Source organism: Streptomyces antnestii, assembly GCF_004005495.1.
GTDB lineage: Bacteria > Actinomycetota > Actinomycetes > Streptomycetales > Streptomycetaceae > Streptomyces > Streptomyces antnestii.
In genome coordinates this window covers 503161-520203 of sequence record NZ_RZYA01000002.1, presented here as the reverse complement: position 1 = coordinate 520203, position 17043 = coordinate 503161, and the positions used below count along the sequence as shown (strand labels likewise).

21 protein-coding genes are annotated in these 17043 nt (G+C 71.1%); 9 read left to right on the top strand and 12 right to left on the bottom strand.

Annotation, left to right across the window (positions count from 1 at the left end):
- Positions 1-8: 8 nt before the first annotated feature.
- Entirely contained in the window at positions 9-617 is a 609-nt protein-coding gene (locus EOT10_RS07130) for a TetR/AcrR family transcriptional regulator (protein WP_127827184.1), read from the bottom strand.
- Positions 618-691: 74 nt separating this feature from the next.
- Between EOT10_RS07130 and EOT10_RS07125 the strand changes: the two genes are divergently transcribed.
- The 5 genes from EOT10_RS07125 (at position 692) to EOT10_RS07105 (ending at position 5637) form a co-directional block, all read left to right on the top strand.
- Positions 692-2233, top strand: coding sequence for a class I adenylate-forming enzyme family protein (locus tag EOT10_RS07125; RefSeq protein ID WP_127827183.1), 1542 nt, complete (start codon positions 692-694; stop codon positions 2231-2233).
- Positions 2234-2567: 334 nt separating this feature from the next.
- Positions 2568-3395 carry a hypothetical protein gene (locus EOT10_RS07120; protein ID WP_317617335.1) on the top strand — a complete coding sequence of 276 codons (828 nt, stop codon included), beginning with the start codon at positions 2568-2570 and terminating at the stop codon, positions 3393-3395.
- A 161-nt stretch (positions 3396-3556) separates the two neighbouring features.
- Positions 3557-4141 carry an Rv1733c family protein gene (locus EOT10_RS07115; RefSeq protein WP_127827181.1) on the top strand — a complete coding sequence of 195 codons (585 nt, stop codon included), beginning with the start codon at positions 3557-3559 and terminating at the stop codon, positions 4139-4141.
- A gap of 164 nt (positions 4142-4305) precedes the next feature.
- Positions 4306-4770, top strand: a complete 465-nt coding sequence (locus EOT10_RS07110) for a Crp/Fnr family transcriptional regulator (protein WP_127827180.1) — start codon at positions 4306-4308, stop codon at positions 4768-4770.
- 171 nt (positions 4771-4941) lie between these two features.
- The gene (locus tag EOT10_RS07105; RefSeq protein WP_127827179.1) at positions 4942-5637 is read left to right on the top strand and encodes a DUF899 family protein; all 696 of its coding nucleotides are present in this window, start codon (positions 4942-4944) and stop codon (positions 5635-5637) included.
- Between the two features lie 37 nt (positions 5638-5674).
- On the opposite strand, the gene EOT10_RS07100 is transcribed toward EOT10_RS07105, so the two are convergent.
- Both EOT10_RS07100 and EOT10_RS07095 read right to left on the bottom strand, forming a co-directional pair.
- On the bottom strand, positions 5675-6223 hold the full coding sequence (locus EOT10_RS07100; RefSeq protein ID WP_127827178.1) for a GNAT family N-acetyltransferase: 549 nt from the start codon (positions 6221-6223) through the stop codon (positions 5675-5677).
- Positions 6224-6263: 40 nt separating this feature from the next.
- A complete protein-coding gene (locus tag EOT10_RS07095) occupies positions 6264-7163 on the bottom strand; it encodes a LysR family transcriptional regulator (RefSeq protein ID WP_127827177.1) in 900 nt (299 codons plus the stop codon).
- Between the two features lie 108 nt (positions 7164-7271).
- Between EOT10_RS07095 and EOT10_RS07090 the strand changes: the two genes are divergently transcribed.
- Together EOT10_RS07090 and EOT10_RS07085 are read left to right on the top strand one after the other, a co-directional pair.
- Positions 7272-7742 (top strand): hypothetical protein, encoded by a 471-nt coding sequence (locus EOT10_RS07090; protein WP_127827176.1) that lies wholly within the window; start codon positions 7272-7274, stop codon positions 7740-7742.
- Complete coding sequence (locus EOT10_RS07085; RefSeq protein WP_127827175.1) at positions 7735-9411, top strand: multicopper oxidase family protein; 1677 nt, start codon at positions 7735-7737, stop codon at positions 9409-9411. The genes EOT10_RS07090 and EOT10_RS07085 overlap by 8 nt, the downstream gene beginning before the upstream one ends.
- Before the next feature lie 69 nt (positions 9412-9480).
- Here the strand turns inward: EOT10_RS07085 and EOT10_RS07080 are convergent, their stop codons facing one another.
- Together EOT10_RS07080 and EOT10_RS07075 are read right to left on the bottom strand one after the other, a co-directional pair.
- Positions 9481-10032 carry a DUF6299 family protein gene (locus tag EOT10_RS07080; RefSeq protein WP_127827174.1) on the bottom strand — a complete coding sequence of 184 codons (552 nt, stop codon included), beginning with the start codon at positions 10030-10032 and terminating at the stop codon, positions 9481-9483.
- 136 nt (positions 10033-10168) lie between these two features.
- Positions 10169-10693, bottom strand: coding sequence for a hypothetical protein (locus tag EOT10_RS07075; protein ID WP_127827173.1), 525 nt, complete (start codon positions 10691-10693; stop codon positions 10169-10171).
- A 236-nt stretch (positions 10694-10929) separates the two neighbouring features.
- Between EOT10_RS07075 and EOT10_RS07070 the strand changes: the two genes are divergently transcribed.
- Positions 10930-11421: a nucleoside deaminase gene (locus tag EOT10_RS07070; protein ID WP_189491289.1), complete on the top strand. Its 492-nt coding sequence runs from the start codon at positions 10930-10932 to the stop codon at positions 11419-11421.
- Positions 11422-11449: 28 nt separating this feature from the next.
- Here the strand turns inward: EOT10_RS07070 and EOT10_RS07065 are convergent, their stop codons facing one another.
- From EOT10_RS07065 to EOT10_RS07040, 5 genes are all read right to left on the bottom strand, one after another.
- The gene (locus tag EOT10_RS07065; RefSeq protein WP_127827171.1) at positions 11450-11800 is read right to left on the bottom strand and encodes an ArsR/SmtB family transcription factor; all 351 of its coding nucleotides are present in this window, start codon (positions 11798-11800) and stop codon (positions 11450-11452) included.
- A gap of 348 nt (positions 11801-12148) precedes the next feature.
- Positions 12149-12574: an ATP-binding protein gene (locus tag EOT10_RS07055; protein ID WP_127827169.1), complete on the bottom strand. Its 426-nt coding sequence runs from the start codon at positions 12572-12574 to the stop codon at positions 12149-12151.
- The gene (locus tag EOT10_RS07050) at positions 12571-12987 is read right to left on the bottom strand and encodes a pyridoxamine 5'-phosphate oxidase family protein (protein ID WP_223280849.1); all 417 of its coding nucleotides are present in this window, start codon (positions 12985-12987) and stop codon (positions 12571-12573) included. Before EOT10_RS07050 ends, EOT10_RS07055 begins: the two co-directional genes overlap by 4 nt.
- On the bottom strand, positions 12984-14702 hold the full coding sequence (locus EOT10_RS07045) for a SulP family inorganic anion transporter (RefSeq protein ID WP_127827168.1): 1719 nt from the start codon (positions 14700-14702) through the stop codon (positions 12984-12986). Before EOT10_RS07045 ends, EOT10_RS07050 begins: the two co-directional genes overlap by 4 nt.
- Positions 14703-14788: 86 nt before the next feature.
- Positions 14789-15190, bottom strand: a complete 402-nt coding sequence (locus EOT10_RS07040) for an ArsR/SmtB family transcription factor (RefSeq protein ID WP_127827167.1) — start codon at positions 15188-15190, stop codon at positions 14789-14791.
- 101 nt (positions 15191-15291) lie between these two features.
- Here EOT10_RS07040 and EOT10_RS07035 point away from each other — a divergent pair, with 101 nt between their 5' ends.
- Positions 15292-15651 (top strand): zinc ribbon domain-containing protein YjdM, encoded by a 360-nt coding sequence (locus EOT10_RS07035; RefSeq protein ID WP_127827166.1) that lies wholly within the window; start codon positions 15292-15294, stop codon positions 15649-15651.
- Between the two features lie 66 nt (positions 15652-15717).
- Here the strand turns inward: EOT10_RS07035 and EOT10_RS07030 are convergent, their stop codons facing one another.
- Together EOT10_RS07030 and EOT10_RS07025 are read right to left on the bottom strand one after the other, a co-directional pair.
- Complete coding sequence (locus tag EOT10_RS07030; protein ID WP_127827165.1) at positions 15718-16446, bottom strand: SDR family NAD(P)-dependent oxidoreductase; 729 nt, start codon at positions 16444-16446, stop codon at positions 15718-15720.
- Positions 16447-16561: 115 nt separating this feature from the next.
- Positions 16562-17023, bottom strand: coding sequence for a LacI family DNA-binding transcriptional regulator (locus EOT10_RS07025; RefSeq protein ID WP_127827164.1), 462 nt, complete (start codon positions 17021-17023; stop codon positions 16562-16564).
- Between the last annotated feature and the right edge of the window lie 20 nt (positions 17024-17043).

Genomic DNA, 17043 nt, shown 5'->3' with positions numbered 1-17043 from the left:
GGCGGGGTTCAGGCGGTCGGTGCGCCGGCGCACCGCAGCACGGCGGCGGTCAGGTCGGCGAGGAGTTCCTCGGTGGCGTTCTCGTCGGGGGCGCCCAGGGGGTCGACGAGGGCTTCGCCGATCGCGCCGGTGAGCACGGCGGCCGTGATCTCGGCGTTCTGGTCCGGCAGTTGGCCCGTCGCCATGCCCTCGCGCACCACCTCGGCGTACAGCGCGCGGTAGCGGCGGCGGAAGTCGAGGCGTTCGGCGCCGACAGCGGGTTCGGCGGGGGCGGCGAGCAGGGCGTAGGCCAGGCCGCGGTTCTCCAGGGCGCGGCGGGCGAAGACGTCCACGGCTCTGGTCAAGCGTTCGACGGGGTCGCCGGGGCCACGGAGTACGTCGCCGAGCACCTCCACCTCGCGTTCGGCCGCGCGGCGGAACACCTCCACGGCGAGCGCCGCCTTGGACGGGAAGTGCTGGTAGACAGAGCCCGCCGCGATGCCCGCCGAGGCGGCGACGGCGGTGACGGACGCCTGTGACCAGCCCACTTCCGCGACGACCGAGGTGGCGCAGGCGACGAGTCGTTCTCTCGCAGCTTCGAGCCGGCTGATTTCGGCAGGGGTCTTGCGGTAGGCCATGGAAGCAGTGAACCATGATTCAGAGTTTCCCGCCACGGTCGGTCGGCACCGGCCCGGCTCGTCAGGAGAACGTGATGCACCTCAGTGCCCTGCTGGACAGCGCGGTTCGCTCGGCCGGCGACAAGGAAGCGGTCGTCTACCGTGAACAGCGGTGGACCTACCGGGAGTTCGCCGGTGCCGCCCGGCGCGCCGCGACGGTGCTGCGGGAGGCCGGCGTGCGCCCGGGCGACCGGGTGGCGGTGATGACGTACAACACCCCGGCCTTCCTGTTCGCGGCGTTCGGCGCCTGGTACGCGGGCGCCACACTCGTACCGGTGAACCACAAGCTCCAGACGGCCGAGGTGGAGCGCCAGCTCCGGCACTGCGGGGCCCGCCTGGGGATCGTGGACGCGGAGATCGGCAAGCGCGCCACCGCCGCAGATGTGGTCGTCCCGTGGCTGGTCAGCCACCCCGACGCCGACGCGGACACCCGTCCCGCCGACTCCTTCGAGTCCCGCGTCGCGCACGCCGAACCGTGGACCGGGGAGGCGGGCCCGGACAGCGACATCGCCCAGATCCTCTACACGTCCGGCACCTCCGGAAACCCCAAGGGCTGCGTGCACACGCATCGCGGCATCGCACTGGCGGCCACGTACACCGCGGCCACGGTCCCCCTCCACCGTGACGAGCGCTTCCTGATCTGCATGCCGATCTGGCACGCGTCCCCGCTCAACAACTGGACGATGAGCAACCTGCTCCTGCGCGCCACGGTCGTGCTCCAGCGCGAGTACGACCCGCGCGGCATGCTGGAGACGATCCAGCGCGAGCGGGTCACCGCCCTGTTCGCCGCCCCGATCGCGCTCATCGCCCCATTGCAGACCGTCGCCGACTTCCCCGACTTCGACCTCACGTCGATGCGCGCGTGGATCTACGGCGGTGGCCCCCTCGACGCGGACACCGCGCGCCGCCTGATGAAGGCGTACGGCTCGGACGACTTCCACCAGGTGTACGGGATGAGCGAGATGGGCCCCGTCGGGACCTCCCTCTCCCCCGCCGAGCAGGTGGCGAAGGCGGGCTCCATCGGGCGCGGCGGCATGCCCGGGGTGGACCTGAGGGTCGTACGTCCGGAGGGCACGGACGCCGGGCCGGGCGAGACCGGGGAGATCTGGCTCCGCTCGGACACCCGCATGGCCGGCTACCTCGACGACGAGGCGGCCACCGCGGAGGTGTTCGTGGGCGACTGGTACCGCACCGGTGACCTGGGCCGGATCGACGAGGACGGCTTCGTGACCGTCGTCGACCGGATGAAGGACGTGATCATCACCGGCGGCGAGAACGTCGCCTCACAGGAGGTCGAGGGCGCGCTGCGCGGCCACCCGGACATCCTCGACGTCGCCGTCGTCGGCCGCCCGCATCCGCAGTGGGGCGAGACGGTCGTGGCGGTCGTGGTGCCGCGCGAGGGTACGGAGCCCGACCTGGCGGAGCTGCGCACATGGCTGGAGAGCCGGATCGCCCGCTACAAGATCCCGCGCGAGCTCGTCCTGCGACGTGAACTGCCGCGCACACCCTCCGGGAAGATCACGAAGCATGTGCTGCGGGCCCGGCTGGACGAGCAGGAGGGGCCGGCCGGCAACTGACCGCAGGAGCCTCACGGCGGTCGGCGCGTTCGACACCGAGGACGGCGGAGAGGTGAGCGGCAAGGTCTGCGGACGCACTTGACCTGTTCCTGTTTGACCTGTTCCTGCCGGGCCGGGCCATGACGCGAGGCAGAATCGACGTCGGGATCCATGTCACGTCGTTCGCCCAGTTCACTCAGTTCGCCCAGTTCACCGAGTTCACCCAGTTCGCCGGGAGGGGCACATGCCGTACAACGGGCCGTCGCGATCCGTCGGCCGACCCGGTGTCTGGGTCGCTTTATCCGCCGCTGGACTGGGGCTCATCGCCTTGTCGGGTTGTGGCAGCAGCCATCAGGTGGCCGGTGGCGGAGGCGCGGACAGGCCGGCGGACCGCGCCCGACGGGTCGCCGCGGCCTGGGACGGCTCGGCCGCGTCCGCCGCGTGGCGCGCCGGCTACTACCCCATGGGGGAGTCGGTCCAGCTGCCGCGGGGCGGCCTGAGCGGCCCGGCCGACAAGCGGGCGTACCGGGATCGGAACGTCGTCCTGCGGGGGAAGTTGCCCGGCACCGGCCCGAAGGACGGGCGGGTGAAGTGGGCCGGTGGCCAGTCGCTCACGCGGCCGTTGACGGGGGCGGGCGAATCGTTCAAGTCCCTGGCCGGGACGGGAGCCCGCGCCCGCGACGCCCGCGACCGCTCGAAGCCGCAGCTCACGGTGACGGGAGTGAAGCTGGGTGAGATGACGCTGGCCACCAGTCGTGGGCCGGCGACCGTGCCGGCCTGGCTCTTCACCCTGGACGGCTACGCCTCCCCTCTCAAGCAGGCCGCCGCCGTCCCGTCGAAACGCCCTCAGCCCCCGATCCGCCCGGCCCAGGGCATGCCCGGGTATCCGGTCGACAGGCTCGTTCGCATCGCCGCGGACGCGCGATCGGTGGCCGTCATCGCCCTTCATGGCGTCTGCGACCAGGGCGCCTCCGTCGACGTGCTGGAAACACGCGGCAGCGTGGTCCTGTCGGCCTCCACCAAGGGCGACGGGCACGACGGGAACTGCACCAAGCAGGCCAGGATGCAGCGGGTTACGGTGAAACTACAACGCCCCCTGGGTGACCGCGCCCTGCTCGACGCGCACACCGGCCGACCCGTTCCCTACAAGGGCCTCCGCGGGGTCACGCCGAGCAGGAGCTGACTTCGCCGTCACACGCCGTGGCGCGTGACGTACCGAAGGTGTTCCCGCGCGCGAAGGGACCGCATGGCCCCCGACCCGGTCCGACCGGCCCATGCCGCCGGCCCTCTTCCGGGTGTCAGCTACTTGTGCCGGACGGATACGGTGACGAGGAGGTGCACTCCATGCGTGCACCCAAGGCCGTGGAACAGAGGTGCTGGCGGTGGCGGAGCAATCCGTTGCGCCGGCACGACGACGTCGTGGAGACCTGGATCGTCCTCGTCACGTGGATCGTCATCGCCCTGGGCGGCGTGTTCGTCGGCCTGATCACGGCCCAGGCGGCCGGCGCGTCGTTCACCCAGCTGCGGAACGACCGGCACACGGCCCAGGCCGTTCTCGTCGAGAGCACCGCCCACGCGGCACGGGCCGGGCGAGCGGACGTGTACGGCCACGTCTGGGCGCAGGTCCGGTGGAAGGCGTCGGACGGATCCGTCCACACCGGCAGCGCGCCGGTGGACTCCCGTCTGAAGGTCGGTTCGCCGGTCACGGTGTGGGTGAACGGTCACGGACAGATCACCGACAACCCGCCGGCCACGGGTGAGGCCGCCGTCGAGGCGGGCACGCTCGGCGCGGGTGCCGCGGCCGCGTTCGGCGGTGTCGTCTTCGCCGCCGGCCGTCTCGCGCGGTGGCGTCTCGACCAGCGGCGTTACGACCAGTGGGCCCGCGAGTGGGAGCAGGTCGAACCGGGATGGGGCCGCCGGATGACATGACGCGGGACTCTGCGCGCCGCCGGGGCCCGCCCGACCCCCTTGGCCGACCCCCTTGGCCGTCGAGTGCCGAACGGGCCCCCTCGCGGAGCCAGGCGGCCCATGGTGGAAGAACCCGCCCCGGAAGACCTTGGAGATGGGAGAGTCCAGCCCGAGGAGGCAGAGCCATGAACGCTTCCCCCACCGCGACCATGGTGCGGGCCCTGCCCGCCGAGCTCCGGGACCGGCTGATGAGCGTGGCCCGAGAGGTGTCGTTCCCCCAAGGTATGCGCCTGTTCAAAGAGGGCGGCTGCGCCGACCGGTTCTGGATCATCCGCAGCGGCACCGTCTCGCTCGACCTCCACGTGCCGGGCCGCCGCGCCGTCGTCGTGGAGACACTCACCCACAACCAACTCGTCGGCTGGTCCTGGCTGTTCAGACCACACGTCTGGCATCTGGGCGCCGAGGCGACGAGCCCGGTGAGCGCCTACGAGTTCGACGGTGCCGCGGTGCGCGAGATGTGCGAGCGGGATCCCGTACTCGGCGCCGCCGTGTTCCAGTGGGTGGGCAGCATCGTCGCCCACCGCCTGCAGCTGACACGCACCCGCCTCCTGGACCTGTACGCCCCCTACGGCAGCGGCAGCGCCCTCTGACCACAGCCGGTCGGCTCTGATGCACCCAGGCTGCGACATGTCTCCCCATTGTGTGTTGCGACATGCCTCCCGAATGTGCACCGAATGCCTCCGAACGCCTCCCGACCGATGACTTCTCCTCGGCCGGCCAGTCGGTACTCCCAGAAGGCAACCCGATCGTCCGGAGGCACCATGTCCACCACCGCGAACGCCCTCCCGCCCGTCGTCGACACAGCCACCTGGCAGAAGGAACTGGCGGCCCTACGGGTCCGGGAGAAGGCCGCCACCCGCGAACTCGACGCGATCGCCGCGCAGCGCCGCCGGCTGCCGATGGTCGAGATGCCCGACTACGTCCTGGAGGGCGAGGACGGCCCGGTCCGGCTCGCCGAGATCTTCGGCGAGCACCCGCAGCTGATCGTCTACAACCACATGTGGCACGAAGGCGCACCGTGGCAGTGCAGCGGCTGCACCGGCTTCACCTCCCAGTTCACCCGGCTCCTGGGCCTTGAGAAGTTCGACGCCCGGTTCGTGATCGTGACCCAGGGCCCGATCGACGAGGCGCTCGCCTACAGGCGCAAGGTCGGGAACACGATGACCTGGTACTCGACGGCGAACAGCTCCTTCGGCAGCGATGTCGGTGCACCGGCGAACGGCGGATTCGCGGTCAACGTGTTCCTGCGCGACGGCGACACGGTGTACCGGACCTGGCACACGGACGGCCGGGGCACCGAGCAGCTGAGCCACCTCTTCGGCCTCGTCGACCTGCTCCCCTACGGCCGCCAGGAAGTGTGGCAGGACTCGCCGGAGGGCTGGCCGCAGTCCCCCACGTACAGCCGGTGGGCGGGATCGGAAGAGATCGCGGCGGCTTACGGGGAGGGGAGCAGCTGACGCCGATACCGGGCCGGGTCAGGCCGGGTCGGTGACGTCAGGACGGCACGCTGCCCCGTACGGACTTCTCGCTGTCCTGTACGGACTTTTCGAGGAGCGTGAACGACTTGGGCGTGCCGCCTGGCTGCGCCTTGCCGCGCTTGTGCCCGGCCACCCGGTAACCGGCCTTGACGTAGTACGCGTTGAGGCGCGCGTTGCCGGCCACGCAGTCCAGACGCACCAACTGTCGGCCCACCTCGGCCACCCGCCGTTCCGCGACTCCCAACAGCCGCAGTCCTGTTCCTGACGGGACACGGGTGTGGTCCACCATCAGCCGGTGCACATACCCCGCGACCGGCGGCTGCGCTCCCCAGGCGTCCTGGTCGTCCCACCACAACTCCCAAGCCCCGACAGCAAGTCCGCCATGCTCTGCGAGCCACACCTCCCCTCGCTCCATCACCCGACGGAAGTGCGCCTCATCCAACTCGCCGGGCTGCCACTGACCAGTGACACCCCGAACGAGCATCCAGCGCGCGGCGTCATCACGCAGACGCACGAGAGAGGCGAGGTCGGCGTCGTCGGCGAGACGAATACGTAGATCGTTCACACCCCGATCTTCACACGGGTGACCCGCCGCACCGCGGGCGTCACCCAACACTCCGGTCACCACCCGGGGTGTTCCAGGGCCACGCAACGAGCGTGGCGTGCATCAGTTGCGCGGCCTTCGAGAGCCGGCTGTCGGCGGACCGGTGCAGGGTCAGGATGCGGCGGCAGGCCGTGTCGTCGATGGCGATCCACGCGCCCAGTGCGCTGAGGTCGGAATCGCGGGCCATCGCCGGGATGAGGCTGAGGCCGATACCGGCGATCACCAGGCCGGCGAGGGCCGCGGGTTCGTCGCCCTCGCAGACGATCCGTGGCATCAGGTTGTGGCCGGCGAAGAGCCGGTCGAGCAGGCGGCGTTGCCAGTGCCCGGGGCGTGAGATGACGAACGGTTCGTCGCGCAGTTCCTCGACGCCGACGGACGCGCGGGAGGCGAGCCGGTGGCCGGGCGGCGCCGTCAGCCAGACCTGCTCGTCGTGCAGGTGGACGCTGTCCAGGCCGTCGCCCCGGATCGGCTGGGAGGCGACACACAGGTCGACCTCGCGGGTGCGCAGGGCCCGGTGCATGTCCACGGCCGGCATCTGGTGGAGCTCGACGTCGATGTCGGGGTGGGCGGTCTTGAAGACGGCCAGCGGACCGGTGATGGTCAGGAACGTCTCCGAGGCGAGCCGCACACTGCCGACCCCCTCGCGGGCCGCCTCCGCCACCGCCCGCCGCCCGGCCTCCAGCTCCCCGAGGGAGCGCTCCACATGGTCGCGAAAGCGCCGCCCGGATTCGTTCAGCCGCAGACGACCCGCCCGGTCGAACAGCGGCGCCCCGAGCTCTGCCTCAAGGCGTGCGACGGTGCGGCTCAACGACGGCTGGGCCACGTGCAGTTCACCGGCGGCCCGGCTGAGGTGCTCCAGCCGTGCGACTACGAGGAACTGTTCGAGCGCATGCAGATCCATCGCCATCCCCCCAAGGACGTCATGCCCGAGGGCATAACACCAAGGGCATAGCAGGATAGCAATATTGATCTTTGACGTGATGCCGTGCGAGGCATTTCTGTAGTACCCGTGACCACCATCGATGAACGACCATCAACTACCGTGCCGCCCAAGGGTGTTGTCGGTCGACTGTTCCGGGCGGCGGTGACCCTGCACACCGTCGTGGCCTTCGGCCAGCCGGTCTTCGCGGGTGTCTATCTCTCCGGGGAGATCGGCGGCCTCGACTGGCACGCCCGCGGCGCCGACGTCGTATTCTCCCTCGGTGTGCTGCAGGTCGCCGTCGCCGTCGCCGCCTGGGTGCGGTGGGGCCTCCGGTGGCCGACGGCGGTCTCGGTGCTGATCCTGGTGGCCGAGTCGGGGCAGTACGGGGCGGGGTTGGCCGGCCTGCTCTGGGTGCATCTCCCCCTCGGCGTAATGATCATCGCCTCGCTGGCCGTGCTGTCGGCCGCGCTCTGGGTACGGCCACTGCCGGACCGTGCCGCAACAGCCGATCAGGCCCAGGGAGCAAGCAAGTCCCGGCGGGACGAGACCCATGTCTGAGCGCACTCACCCCTTCCGCCGTGACCGCTGGAGCAGCACGGAGTGGACGCGCCGCCGCGTGCTCGGGATAGGCGGCACGCTGGGGCTGGCGACGGCGGGCGGCCTGGCACTCGCCAGCACGATGGCACACCGCCCCGCGAGCACCGGCAACCAGCTGCGCAGCGCCGTACCGCTGCCCGAGCCGTACACGGTGCCGCTGCCGATCCCGCCCGTACTCAAACCCGTCAGCACCTCCGGCGGCACCGACCGGTACGAGATCACGCAGCGCGAGACGACCGCGGAGATCCTGCCCGGGATCCGGACGAAGCTGTGGACCTACAACGGCGTCTTCCCCGGCCCGACGATCGACTCCCGTCGGGGACGGCCGGCGACCGTGACGCACCGCAACGAACTGCCGGTCCCGACCGTGGTGCATCTGCACGGCGGCCGCACACCCGCCGCCTCCGACGGCTACCCCACCGACCTCGTCCTCCCGCACGACTGGCCCACCCCCGCAGCACACGACCACCAGCCCCCGAACCAGAGCCATAGCCATAGCCATAGCCAACAACACCAGCACGCCGGGGCGCACTCCATGGCCGACCCGCGCGCGGTCACCAGCCGGGGCACCCGCGACTACACCTTCCCGCTCGACCAGCGGGCCACCATGCTCTGGTACCACGACCACCGTATGGACTTCACCGCCCCGGCGGTCTGGCGCGGCCTGGCCGGGCTGCACATCGTCCGCGACGACACCGAGGACGCCCTCGGCCTGCCCCGCGGGGAACGCGAACTCCCGCTGATGATCGCCGACCGGGCGTTCGCCGCCGACGGCTCCCTGACCTACCCCTCCCTCGACCCCTCGCTGCGCGACCGGCCCGGAGTCAAGGGGCCCTACGCCGCCGGGGTGCTCGGCGACGTGGTGCTGGTCAACGGCGCACCGTGGCCGATCCACGAAGTCGACGCCGTCCGCTACCGGCTGCGGCTGCTCAACGCGTCCAACGCCCGCCACTACGAGTTCCAGGCGGTCACCGACGACGGGCGCCGTCTGGATCTGGTGCAGGTCGGCGCCGACCAGGGGCTGCTGGCCGCCCCCGTCACCCACACCACCCTGCCGGTCGCACCGGCCGAACGCTACGACGTCGTCATCGACTTCGCGGGACTCCCGACCGGCAGCCGCGTGCGTCTGATCAACCGGCTCGGCACCGGCCGTACCCGTGAGGTCATGGCCTTCCGCATAGCGCGCCGCGCCCGGGACGAGAGCCACATCCCCAAGAGACTCTCGGACGACCTGCCCACGTGGCGGCGTTCCGAGGCGACCGCGGTCCGGGACTTCGCGTTCCGTGCCGGGGAGAAGGAGCACGGCCGCAGCTGGGTCATCGGCGGGCGGACGTTCGACCCCGCACGCACCGACGTCCGCACCCGGCTCGGTGCCGTGGAGGTGTGGCGGTTCGTCGCCGACGTCCACCACCCGGTCCATCTCCACCTGGTCGGGTTCCGGGTGCTGTCCCGCGGCGGCCGCGCCCCGTTGCCGCACGATGCCGGACTGAAGGACACGATCTCGCTGCGACCGGGCGAATCAGCGGAGATCATCACCCGCTTCGACGGGTACCGCGGCCGCTACCTGTTCCACTGCCACAACGCGGAACACGAGGACATGGGCATGATGGCCAACCTCGAAATCACGTGATCTGCCGCGTAGGCCTGGCTGCCCGTGAACAGGTCTACGCAGCACAACACCTAGGGGAGCAGCGGGAACTCAGCCCTCCGCCACCAAGTTCACGTCCTGACTGTGCGTGGCGTGGATGTAGGGCAGAGGCAGGCCACCCTGGGAGCGGAGCTCCATCACCGCGGCCTCGACCTGGACAGCACCGGCCCTGACCGCCTCGGCGGACGCCTTGCCGGTGTTCTCCCAACGGTGCTCTGCGCCGTCGCACACGGCCTGGGTACCGCCGATGCCCTGCCGCACGACAACACTGGCCTGGCCGGCGGAGTTCTGCCCTGCGGAGTTCTGCCCTGCGGAGTTCTGCCCTGCGGAGTTCTGCCCTGCGGAGTTCTGCCCGGCGGGATCCTGTCCGACGGAGGAGGAGACGAACGCGGGTCCTGAACTGCTCGTGCAGCTGTAGGTACCGGAGAGCGTCACGGTGCCGTCCGGCGCGAGGTGACCGACCGGATCGACGGTGACGGAATCGTTCGGCGCATCGACGGTAACGGAATCGTTCGGCGCCGCGGCACCCGCCGCCGGGGCGCCGAACAGCAGCAGGATGGCGCCGGCGACCGTGCCCAGGGCCGGGCGAAGCCGAGGTGACATGGGAGAACCTCCTTGGTGGGGGGCCTCCATTGATATCCGGCCACCCCTGTCGGACCGCCGACCGTCACCCCTTCGTCGGCGAGTCCGCGCACGTCCGGCCGTGTACCGGCGCCGAGGCTTCCGCCCGGACCCCGCCTTACGTCTGCCGGGTGTGCTTCGTGTGCTTGGCGCCGTAGAAGACCGAGCGGGCGGCGCGGATGCGGGCCGCCTGCCGGTCGCAGTCGCGGGCCAGGCGCAGCGCGGCGCGCAGGGCGTCCGGGTCGGCGAGGCGGCCGCTTCCGTCGGGGGCCACCCGCCACATGAAGGAGTGCTGTTGTACGCCGGTGATGCCGTCGGCGTGTGGCGAGGGCGCGGTGAACTCGTCACCCGCGCCCAGGAAGGTGGCGTCCTGCTCCGACGGCCAGGCGTCCGAGTCGGAGTCGGTGGGCTGCATGAGGAGGTAGAAGAACGGGCGCGGCCGGGCGTGCTCCTCCAGCACCGGCACCTTGTCGGCCTGGTCGCCGAGTTCCCACAGCACGGTCAGACCGAGTGGCTGGAACAGGCGCAGGGCCGCGAAGTGCTTCCCGGTGGGCAGGCGGGCCAGGTGCGGTGGCCCGCCCCACTGTCTGTACACCGCCGCCGGATCCGGATGGCATGCCGCCAACCACTGTTCCCCGTCCATGTGTTGACCGTATGCCACTTCTCTACGCGCGTCTGGAGAACCGCACGGCGTAAAACCTCCTCCTGTGCGAACCGGCCTGAAAGCGCCGACGGATGCCACAGGAGGGGTACCGGGGCGCGGTCCGCCCGGAGCACGCGTGGACGTGTGCCGGGCGGCGATTCGTCCAGGTCACGCCGAGGTGGCCTATGTCATCATGGCCAGCGCACTGCCCGGTCGCGTCGTGGAGTGAGGCTGTGATGGAAAATCGTGAACTGGCGCATCTGCGCCGGTGTGTGGAGCTGGCCGAGGAAGCCCTGGAGGCCGGTGACGAACCCTTCGGGTCGGTGCTTGTGGACGGCGCCGGCACGGTCCGCGCGGAGGACCGGAACCGGGTCGCGGGCGGTGACTCCACCCGCCACCCCGAGTTCGAGCTGGCCCGCTGGGCCGCCGAGAACCTCACCCCCGACGAGCGCGACGCCGCCACCGTGTACACCTCCGGCGAACACTGCCCGATGTGCTCGGCCGCGCACGCCTGGGTCGGACTGGGCCGGATCGTCTACGTCGCGTCGTCGGCCCAGCTGGGCGAGTGGCTGTCCGAGTGGGGACGGCCTCAGGGCCCCGTACGCTCCCTGCCGGTGCAAGAGATCGCGCCGGACGTGCGGGTCGAGGGGCCGGTCGACGAGCTGGTTCCCGCGATCAAGGAGCTGCACCGCCGCCTGGCCGACAAGGCCGGGGCCACCGGCGCCTGACCGACCCGGCCACGTTTCCAGGTGTCGCCTACGACGGCGGTTTCGGCTCACCTGCCGTGAGGCGCAGGTCGGCGAGGAGTTCGGCCTGACTGCTGAGGACCCCGGACAGGATGGTGCGCGCCACCCGCAGCAGCTCCGCGATGTGCGGGCTGGTCAGCGAGTAGTAGACGTTCGACCCTTCCTTGCGGGTGACCACCAGGTTCGCGCGGCGCAGCACCGCCAACTGCTGGGAGAGGTGTGCCGGTTCGATGCCCACCTCGGGCAGCATCTCGGCCACCGCGTGCTCGCGCTCGCTCAGCAGCTCCAGGACCCGGATGCGGGCGGGGTGTCCGAGCGTCTTGAAGAACTCGGCCTTGAGTTGGTACAGGGGCGTACTCATCGATTCCGCCTCCCGCTGCCCGCGCCGGCGTCAGAGTGCCGCGCCCGTCCCCGCTGCCAAGAAATCGTCGCCATGGGGCCATCTTCGCCTGCCGGGACCGGACTGATGACCTTCATAATTGCTAACATTAGCAATCACCCAGGTCAGAAGGGGGAGTTTCCATGCGCATCCCACGACTGCGAGGCGCGGACGGGACGCTGCTCACATGTCCCTCCTGCCGCCTGAAGTGCCTGCAGGCCGCGGTGGGCCCCGACGGCGGCTGCCCCCGCTGCGGACATCCCGAACTCGTCAGGGTCGATGCGGTGCGCGGCGCTGACAGGCGTGCCGCTCCTGGCTCGGAAACCCGGTTCAAAGGGGCAGAGTGATCCAGATGCTCTTGCCCTGACCGTCGGGGTCGCCGTGCACGACCGCCGTACCGCCAAGGCCCAGGGTGAGTTCCATGACGGTGCCCAGGCCGCCGGCGTCCGGACCGATCAAGGACGCGGACAACGACGGCCGGTAGGGGTGACGGTCGTGGACACCGAAGGCCAGGCAGTCCCTGCCGCCCGCGAAGATCACCGTGACCATCGGGGACACCTCGGCCGCGTGCCGGACGCTGTTGGTGACCAGCTCGCTGAGGACCAGCAGCGCCGGATTCACCGTCGGGTGTCCCGGGTTCACGCCCCATTCGGTGAACACCATCTCCGCGGTCTCGCGCGCCATCCGCACCGCCGCGCCCACGGCCGGCACGGTGAGCGCGTGCCGCAGCGGCAGCTCCTCGGTCGCGGCACTCATCGGCTCTCCTTGGCGGTGGTCAGGCGGAATCCGCTGACCGTCTGGGGGCGCAGCCGCAGCACGGTGTCGTGTGGTCCGTAGGCCCAGCCGGGCAGGGTTCGGCGGTAGTGCGCGGCCTCGTGGGGGTCGGTGACCGCGTCGACGGGACCGGTGGCCGTGACCGTCCAGCCCTCTCCGGTCGTGGCGTCCACCTCGTCCACCTGGTAGGACACGGCAGCCGGAAGCGCACCGGCCGCGGCGGGCGCGCGGACGATCAGGCGTCCGGTGCCCCAGAGGTGACGGCCTGGGCGGATCACCGCCCGCTCCCGCTGGACGTACACGAGGCGGCCCAGGCTGCTGCCTTCCAGGAGCCACAGGGCTTCGGCCCCTGAGACCTCGATCATGCGCGGCGCGTTGTCCAGGGTGGTGCTCATCGGGCTGGTTCCTCGCTGCCGTGAACTGCCGTCCGCTGAACGGGAAGAGCGGTCAGGATTCCGGCGCACCGCAGGTGGTCGCGTGCGCCCTGAAGGGCCTCGGGCGCGGTGGCGTACTCGCGCCCGTCGAGCCGTAGCAGTTCCAACGCCCCTACGGATTCCAGGACTTGGCGTTGTCCTGGGCGTACCCCGGAGGTCATGACGGTGATACCGCGCCGCTTCAGCTTCTCGACGACGCCCTTGAGGGCCAGGGCGCCGGTGGCGTCCATGGTCGTCACGCGGGACATGCGCAGGATGACCACGCGGACGTCGGAGACCTCGCCGAGTTCCACGAGCGAGCGGTGCGCGGCGGCGAAGAAGAGCGGCCCGTCGATGCGGTAGACCACGATGTGCTCGGCCAGCAGGGCGTGTTCCTCGTCCGCGTCACCGTCCCGGTCGAGCGGCATCTGATCCATGCGGGCCTGACTGGCGACCGCGCGCAGCGCGAGCGCCCCGGCCACGACCAGGCCGATGATCACGGCGTGGACCAGGTCGAGGGCGAGGGTGGCGGCGGCGGTCAGGACGAGGATGAGGGCGTCGGAGCGAGTCGCCCCGGCCATGGCGCGCAGGGAGCCGACCTCGACCATGCGGATCGCGGTGGCCAGCAGGACACCCGCGAGCGCCGCGAGGGGGATCTTCGAGACGAGCGGAGCGGCGGCGAACACGATCACGGCGAGCACGGCGGCGTGGGTGAGCGCGGCGAGCCGCGAGCGTGCGCCCGTGCGCACATTGACCGCGGTGCGGGCGATCGCGCCCGTCGCGGGGACGCCGCCGAAGAGCGGGGCGGCGATGTTCGACAGGCCCTGACCGAACAACTCCCGGTCCGGATCGTGTTTCTGACCTGTCGTCATTCCGTCGGCGACCGACGCGGACAGCAGCGACTCCAGGGCGGCGAGCGCGGCCACCGCGACCGCCGACGGAAGCAGGGTGCCGAGCGCTCCGAGGTCGAGGAAGCCGAACGACGGCACGGGCAGGCCGGCCGGCAGATCTCCGATGGGCGGTGCGGCGTCCAGGTGGAAGATCTGGGCGACGAGCGTCGCGGCGATCACGGCGACGAGGGAGAACGGGATCCGCGGCCACCGGCGCGCCCCGGCCAGCATCAGGAGGGCCACTCCGCCGGCAAGGCCGAGGGCGGTCCAGTTCGGCGACTTCGTGAACTCCTCGACGGCCCGCCAGGTGACCGCGAGGACCTGCTCGCCGTCGGGCTTGGCCACGCCGAGGGCGTTCGGCACCTGCTGGAGTCCGATGACGCCCGCGATGCCCAGGGTGAACCCCTCGACCACAGGGGCGGGCACGAACTGCATGTACCGGCCCGCTCGCGCCACCGCGAGCGCGACCAGCATGAGTCCGGCGACGAGACCGACGGTCAGCACGCCCCCGGGACCGTACTTCGCGGTGATCGGCACGAGCACCACGGTCATCGCGCCGGTCGGCCCGGACACCTGCAGGTTCGATCCGCCGAACACGGCGGCGAGGGCACCCGCCACCACCGCGGTCGCCAGCCCGGCCGCCGCGCCCAGACCGGAGGAGACACCGAAACCGAGCGCGAGGGGCAGCGCGACGACGGCGACCGTCAGTCCGGCGAGCAGGTCGCGGCGCGGATCACGGCGCACGTCGGCGAGATCGGCACGTGTGGGCAGAAGCGAGGCCAACCGGCCTGTCAGGGCTCGGCCCATCAAGGCTCGGCCCGTCATGGCCCGGCCTGGCGTGGACCGGCCTGGCGTGGACCGGCCTGCCTCGGACCGGCCCCTGGAACGCGTACTCATCGGGCCGCGACCTCGGACTCGCGCAGCTCTGACCCCTGGGCCTCGGACCCCTCCATCCCGGATCCCTGCTCCTCGGACTCGCGCAGTTCCGACAGGAGCTCGTTCTGGCCCGTGAGCATCTGTGTGAGGATCCGCCGGGCCGCCCTCATGAGGTCGGCGACGTCGCCGCCGGCCAGCGCGTACACCACGGTCGAGCCCTCACGCCGGGAGCTGACGATGCCGGAGCGGCGCAGCACCGCGAGCTGCTGCGACAGCGCGGCGGGCTCGACCTCGATCGCGGCCAGCAGGTCCCGTACCGGGGTCGGGCCCTCCTGCAGCAGCTCAAGTACGCGTATCCGCACGGGATGTCCGAGCATCCGGAAGAACTCGGCCTTGGCCTGATACAGCGGAACCGACACGCGACCTCTCCCGGCCTTCGACAGTCACGGACACGACCCGCACACCATCTAACGAATTGCATAATTTCGCAATTCAGCTAGTCGTTACCTACACTGTCCCGGTGACTGAATCGCTTCCCCCTTGCCCCCAGTGTTCGAGCGCCTACACCTACGAGATGGGCGCGCTGCTGGTCTGCCCCGAGTGCGGGCACGAGTGGTCCCTCGCGTCCGGTGACGCGTCCGACGGCGCCCACGCGGAGCGGGTCATCAAGGACTCGGTGGGCAATGTGCTCGCCGACGGGGACACCGTCACCGTAGTCAAGACCCTCAAGGTCAAGGGCAGCCCCTCCGGCATCAAGGCCGGCACGAAGGTCCGCAACATCCGCCTCATCGAGGACGGCGTCGACGGCCATGACATCGACTGCAAGGTGGACGGCTTCGGCGCCATGCAGCTCAAGTCCAGCGTGGTCAAGAAGGCCTGAAACAGCCGACCGGCTCCGGCTCCGGCTCCGGCTCCGGGGAGATACGACCGGGATACGAGGCCGCGTTCAGTCGAGCGCGGTGCCCGTCTCCTCGGCCAGCGCCCTCATGAGCCGGTCCTGGAACGCCTCGTCGTGAACCGCCTGGTGCGGCTGCTGGCGCTCACCGTGGTACCAGTACCCACCGGTGGTGAGGGCCCGCGGGTCGTCACTGGACGCCAGCCACTCCTGCGTCCGGTGGCCGAGCTCCAGGTCGTCCGGTGCGCTCGGGCCACCCATCCTGGTCGGAACCCAGCCCGGATCCACGGCGTTGCTCGGCACCGCGGGGCGCAGGCGCGCCACCGCGGCCGCGAGCGTCGTGACGAACAGCTTGCTGTCGGAGTACGAGCCTGCGCTCGCCCCTCGCCAGTCGACCCCGGCGAGCGAGGCACGCCCGTCGAAGTGCGAGCCGCTGCTCAGATACACCAGCCGGCGCGGGCCGCGCAGCAGCGCCGTGAGCAGGTACGGCGCGATGATATTGACCGGCATGACCGCCCGCCCGCTCCACACGCCGGCGTTGTGGATCACCGCGTCGAGCGGCTTCGCGTCGTTCAGCTCGGCGGCGACGCGCCGCACCGCGTCACGTTCCGTGAAGTCGCCCACGACGAGGCCCGCCCCGCGGTCGACGAGCGCGGCAAGTCCCGCCGCGCGCTCCTCGTTCCGGGCGTGTACCACGACGTCATGTCCGGCGGACAGCAGCGCGTCCGCTGCGGCACGTCCCAGGCCGTCCGCGGACCCGGTCACCAGGATCCGGCTCATGATCGCTCCGTTTCACGGTTGTCGGTTGTCCACACTTCGACCCTACGTCGGCGAGCGGCGGGAGCGATGCACCACCGGGTCGGCACGCATCCGGACGGCAGCGGAACCGGCGACGTCAGCCGAGCTCGTCCGTCACCAGCACCGCCTGATGCGTACGGTGCGCATCGCGTTCCGCCGTGCCCGCGAGGATGTCGACCAGCAGCCCGAAGGCCTCGTCCGCGAACTGCCGTGCCCCCAGGCGCACGCACGTGATGGCCGGGTCGGGCAGCTCGGGCAGCGGGTCGACGTCGACGGCGCCGTCGACCATGAACCCGCCCTCACAAGCGCCCTGTTGGGCGAAGAGCGTCAGGTCGTAGCCGTCGGCGGAGGCCCGCTCGGCGCCCCCGAACGCGAACTCCAGGTAGAAGGTGGCGGCCCGGAACACCGGCGGGATGTGCAGGCCGAGCGCGCCGGTCGACCGTTGCCGCAGGTTCTTGGCCACGCGGTTGGACACGTAGCCGTGCGCCGTCGCGGCGGCCTCGACACGCTCCCCGGTCCGGGACGACACGCGGCCGGAACCCGCGAGGGCGTCCACCACGGTCCATGCCGTCGGCGGCG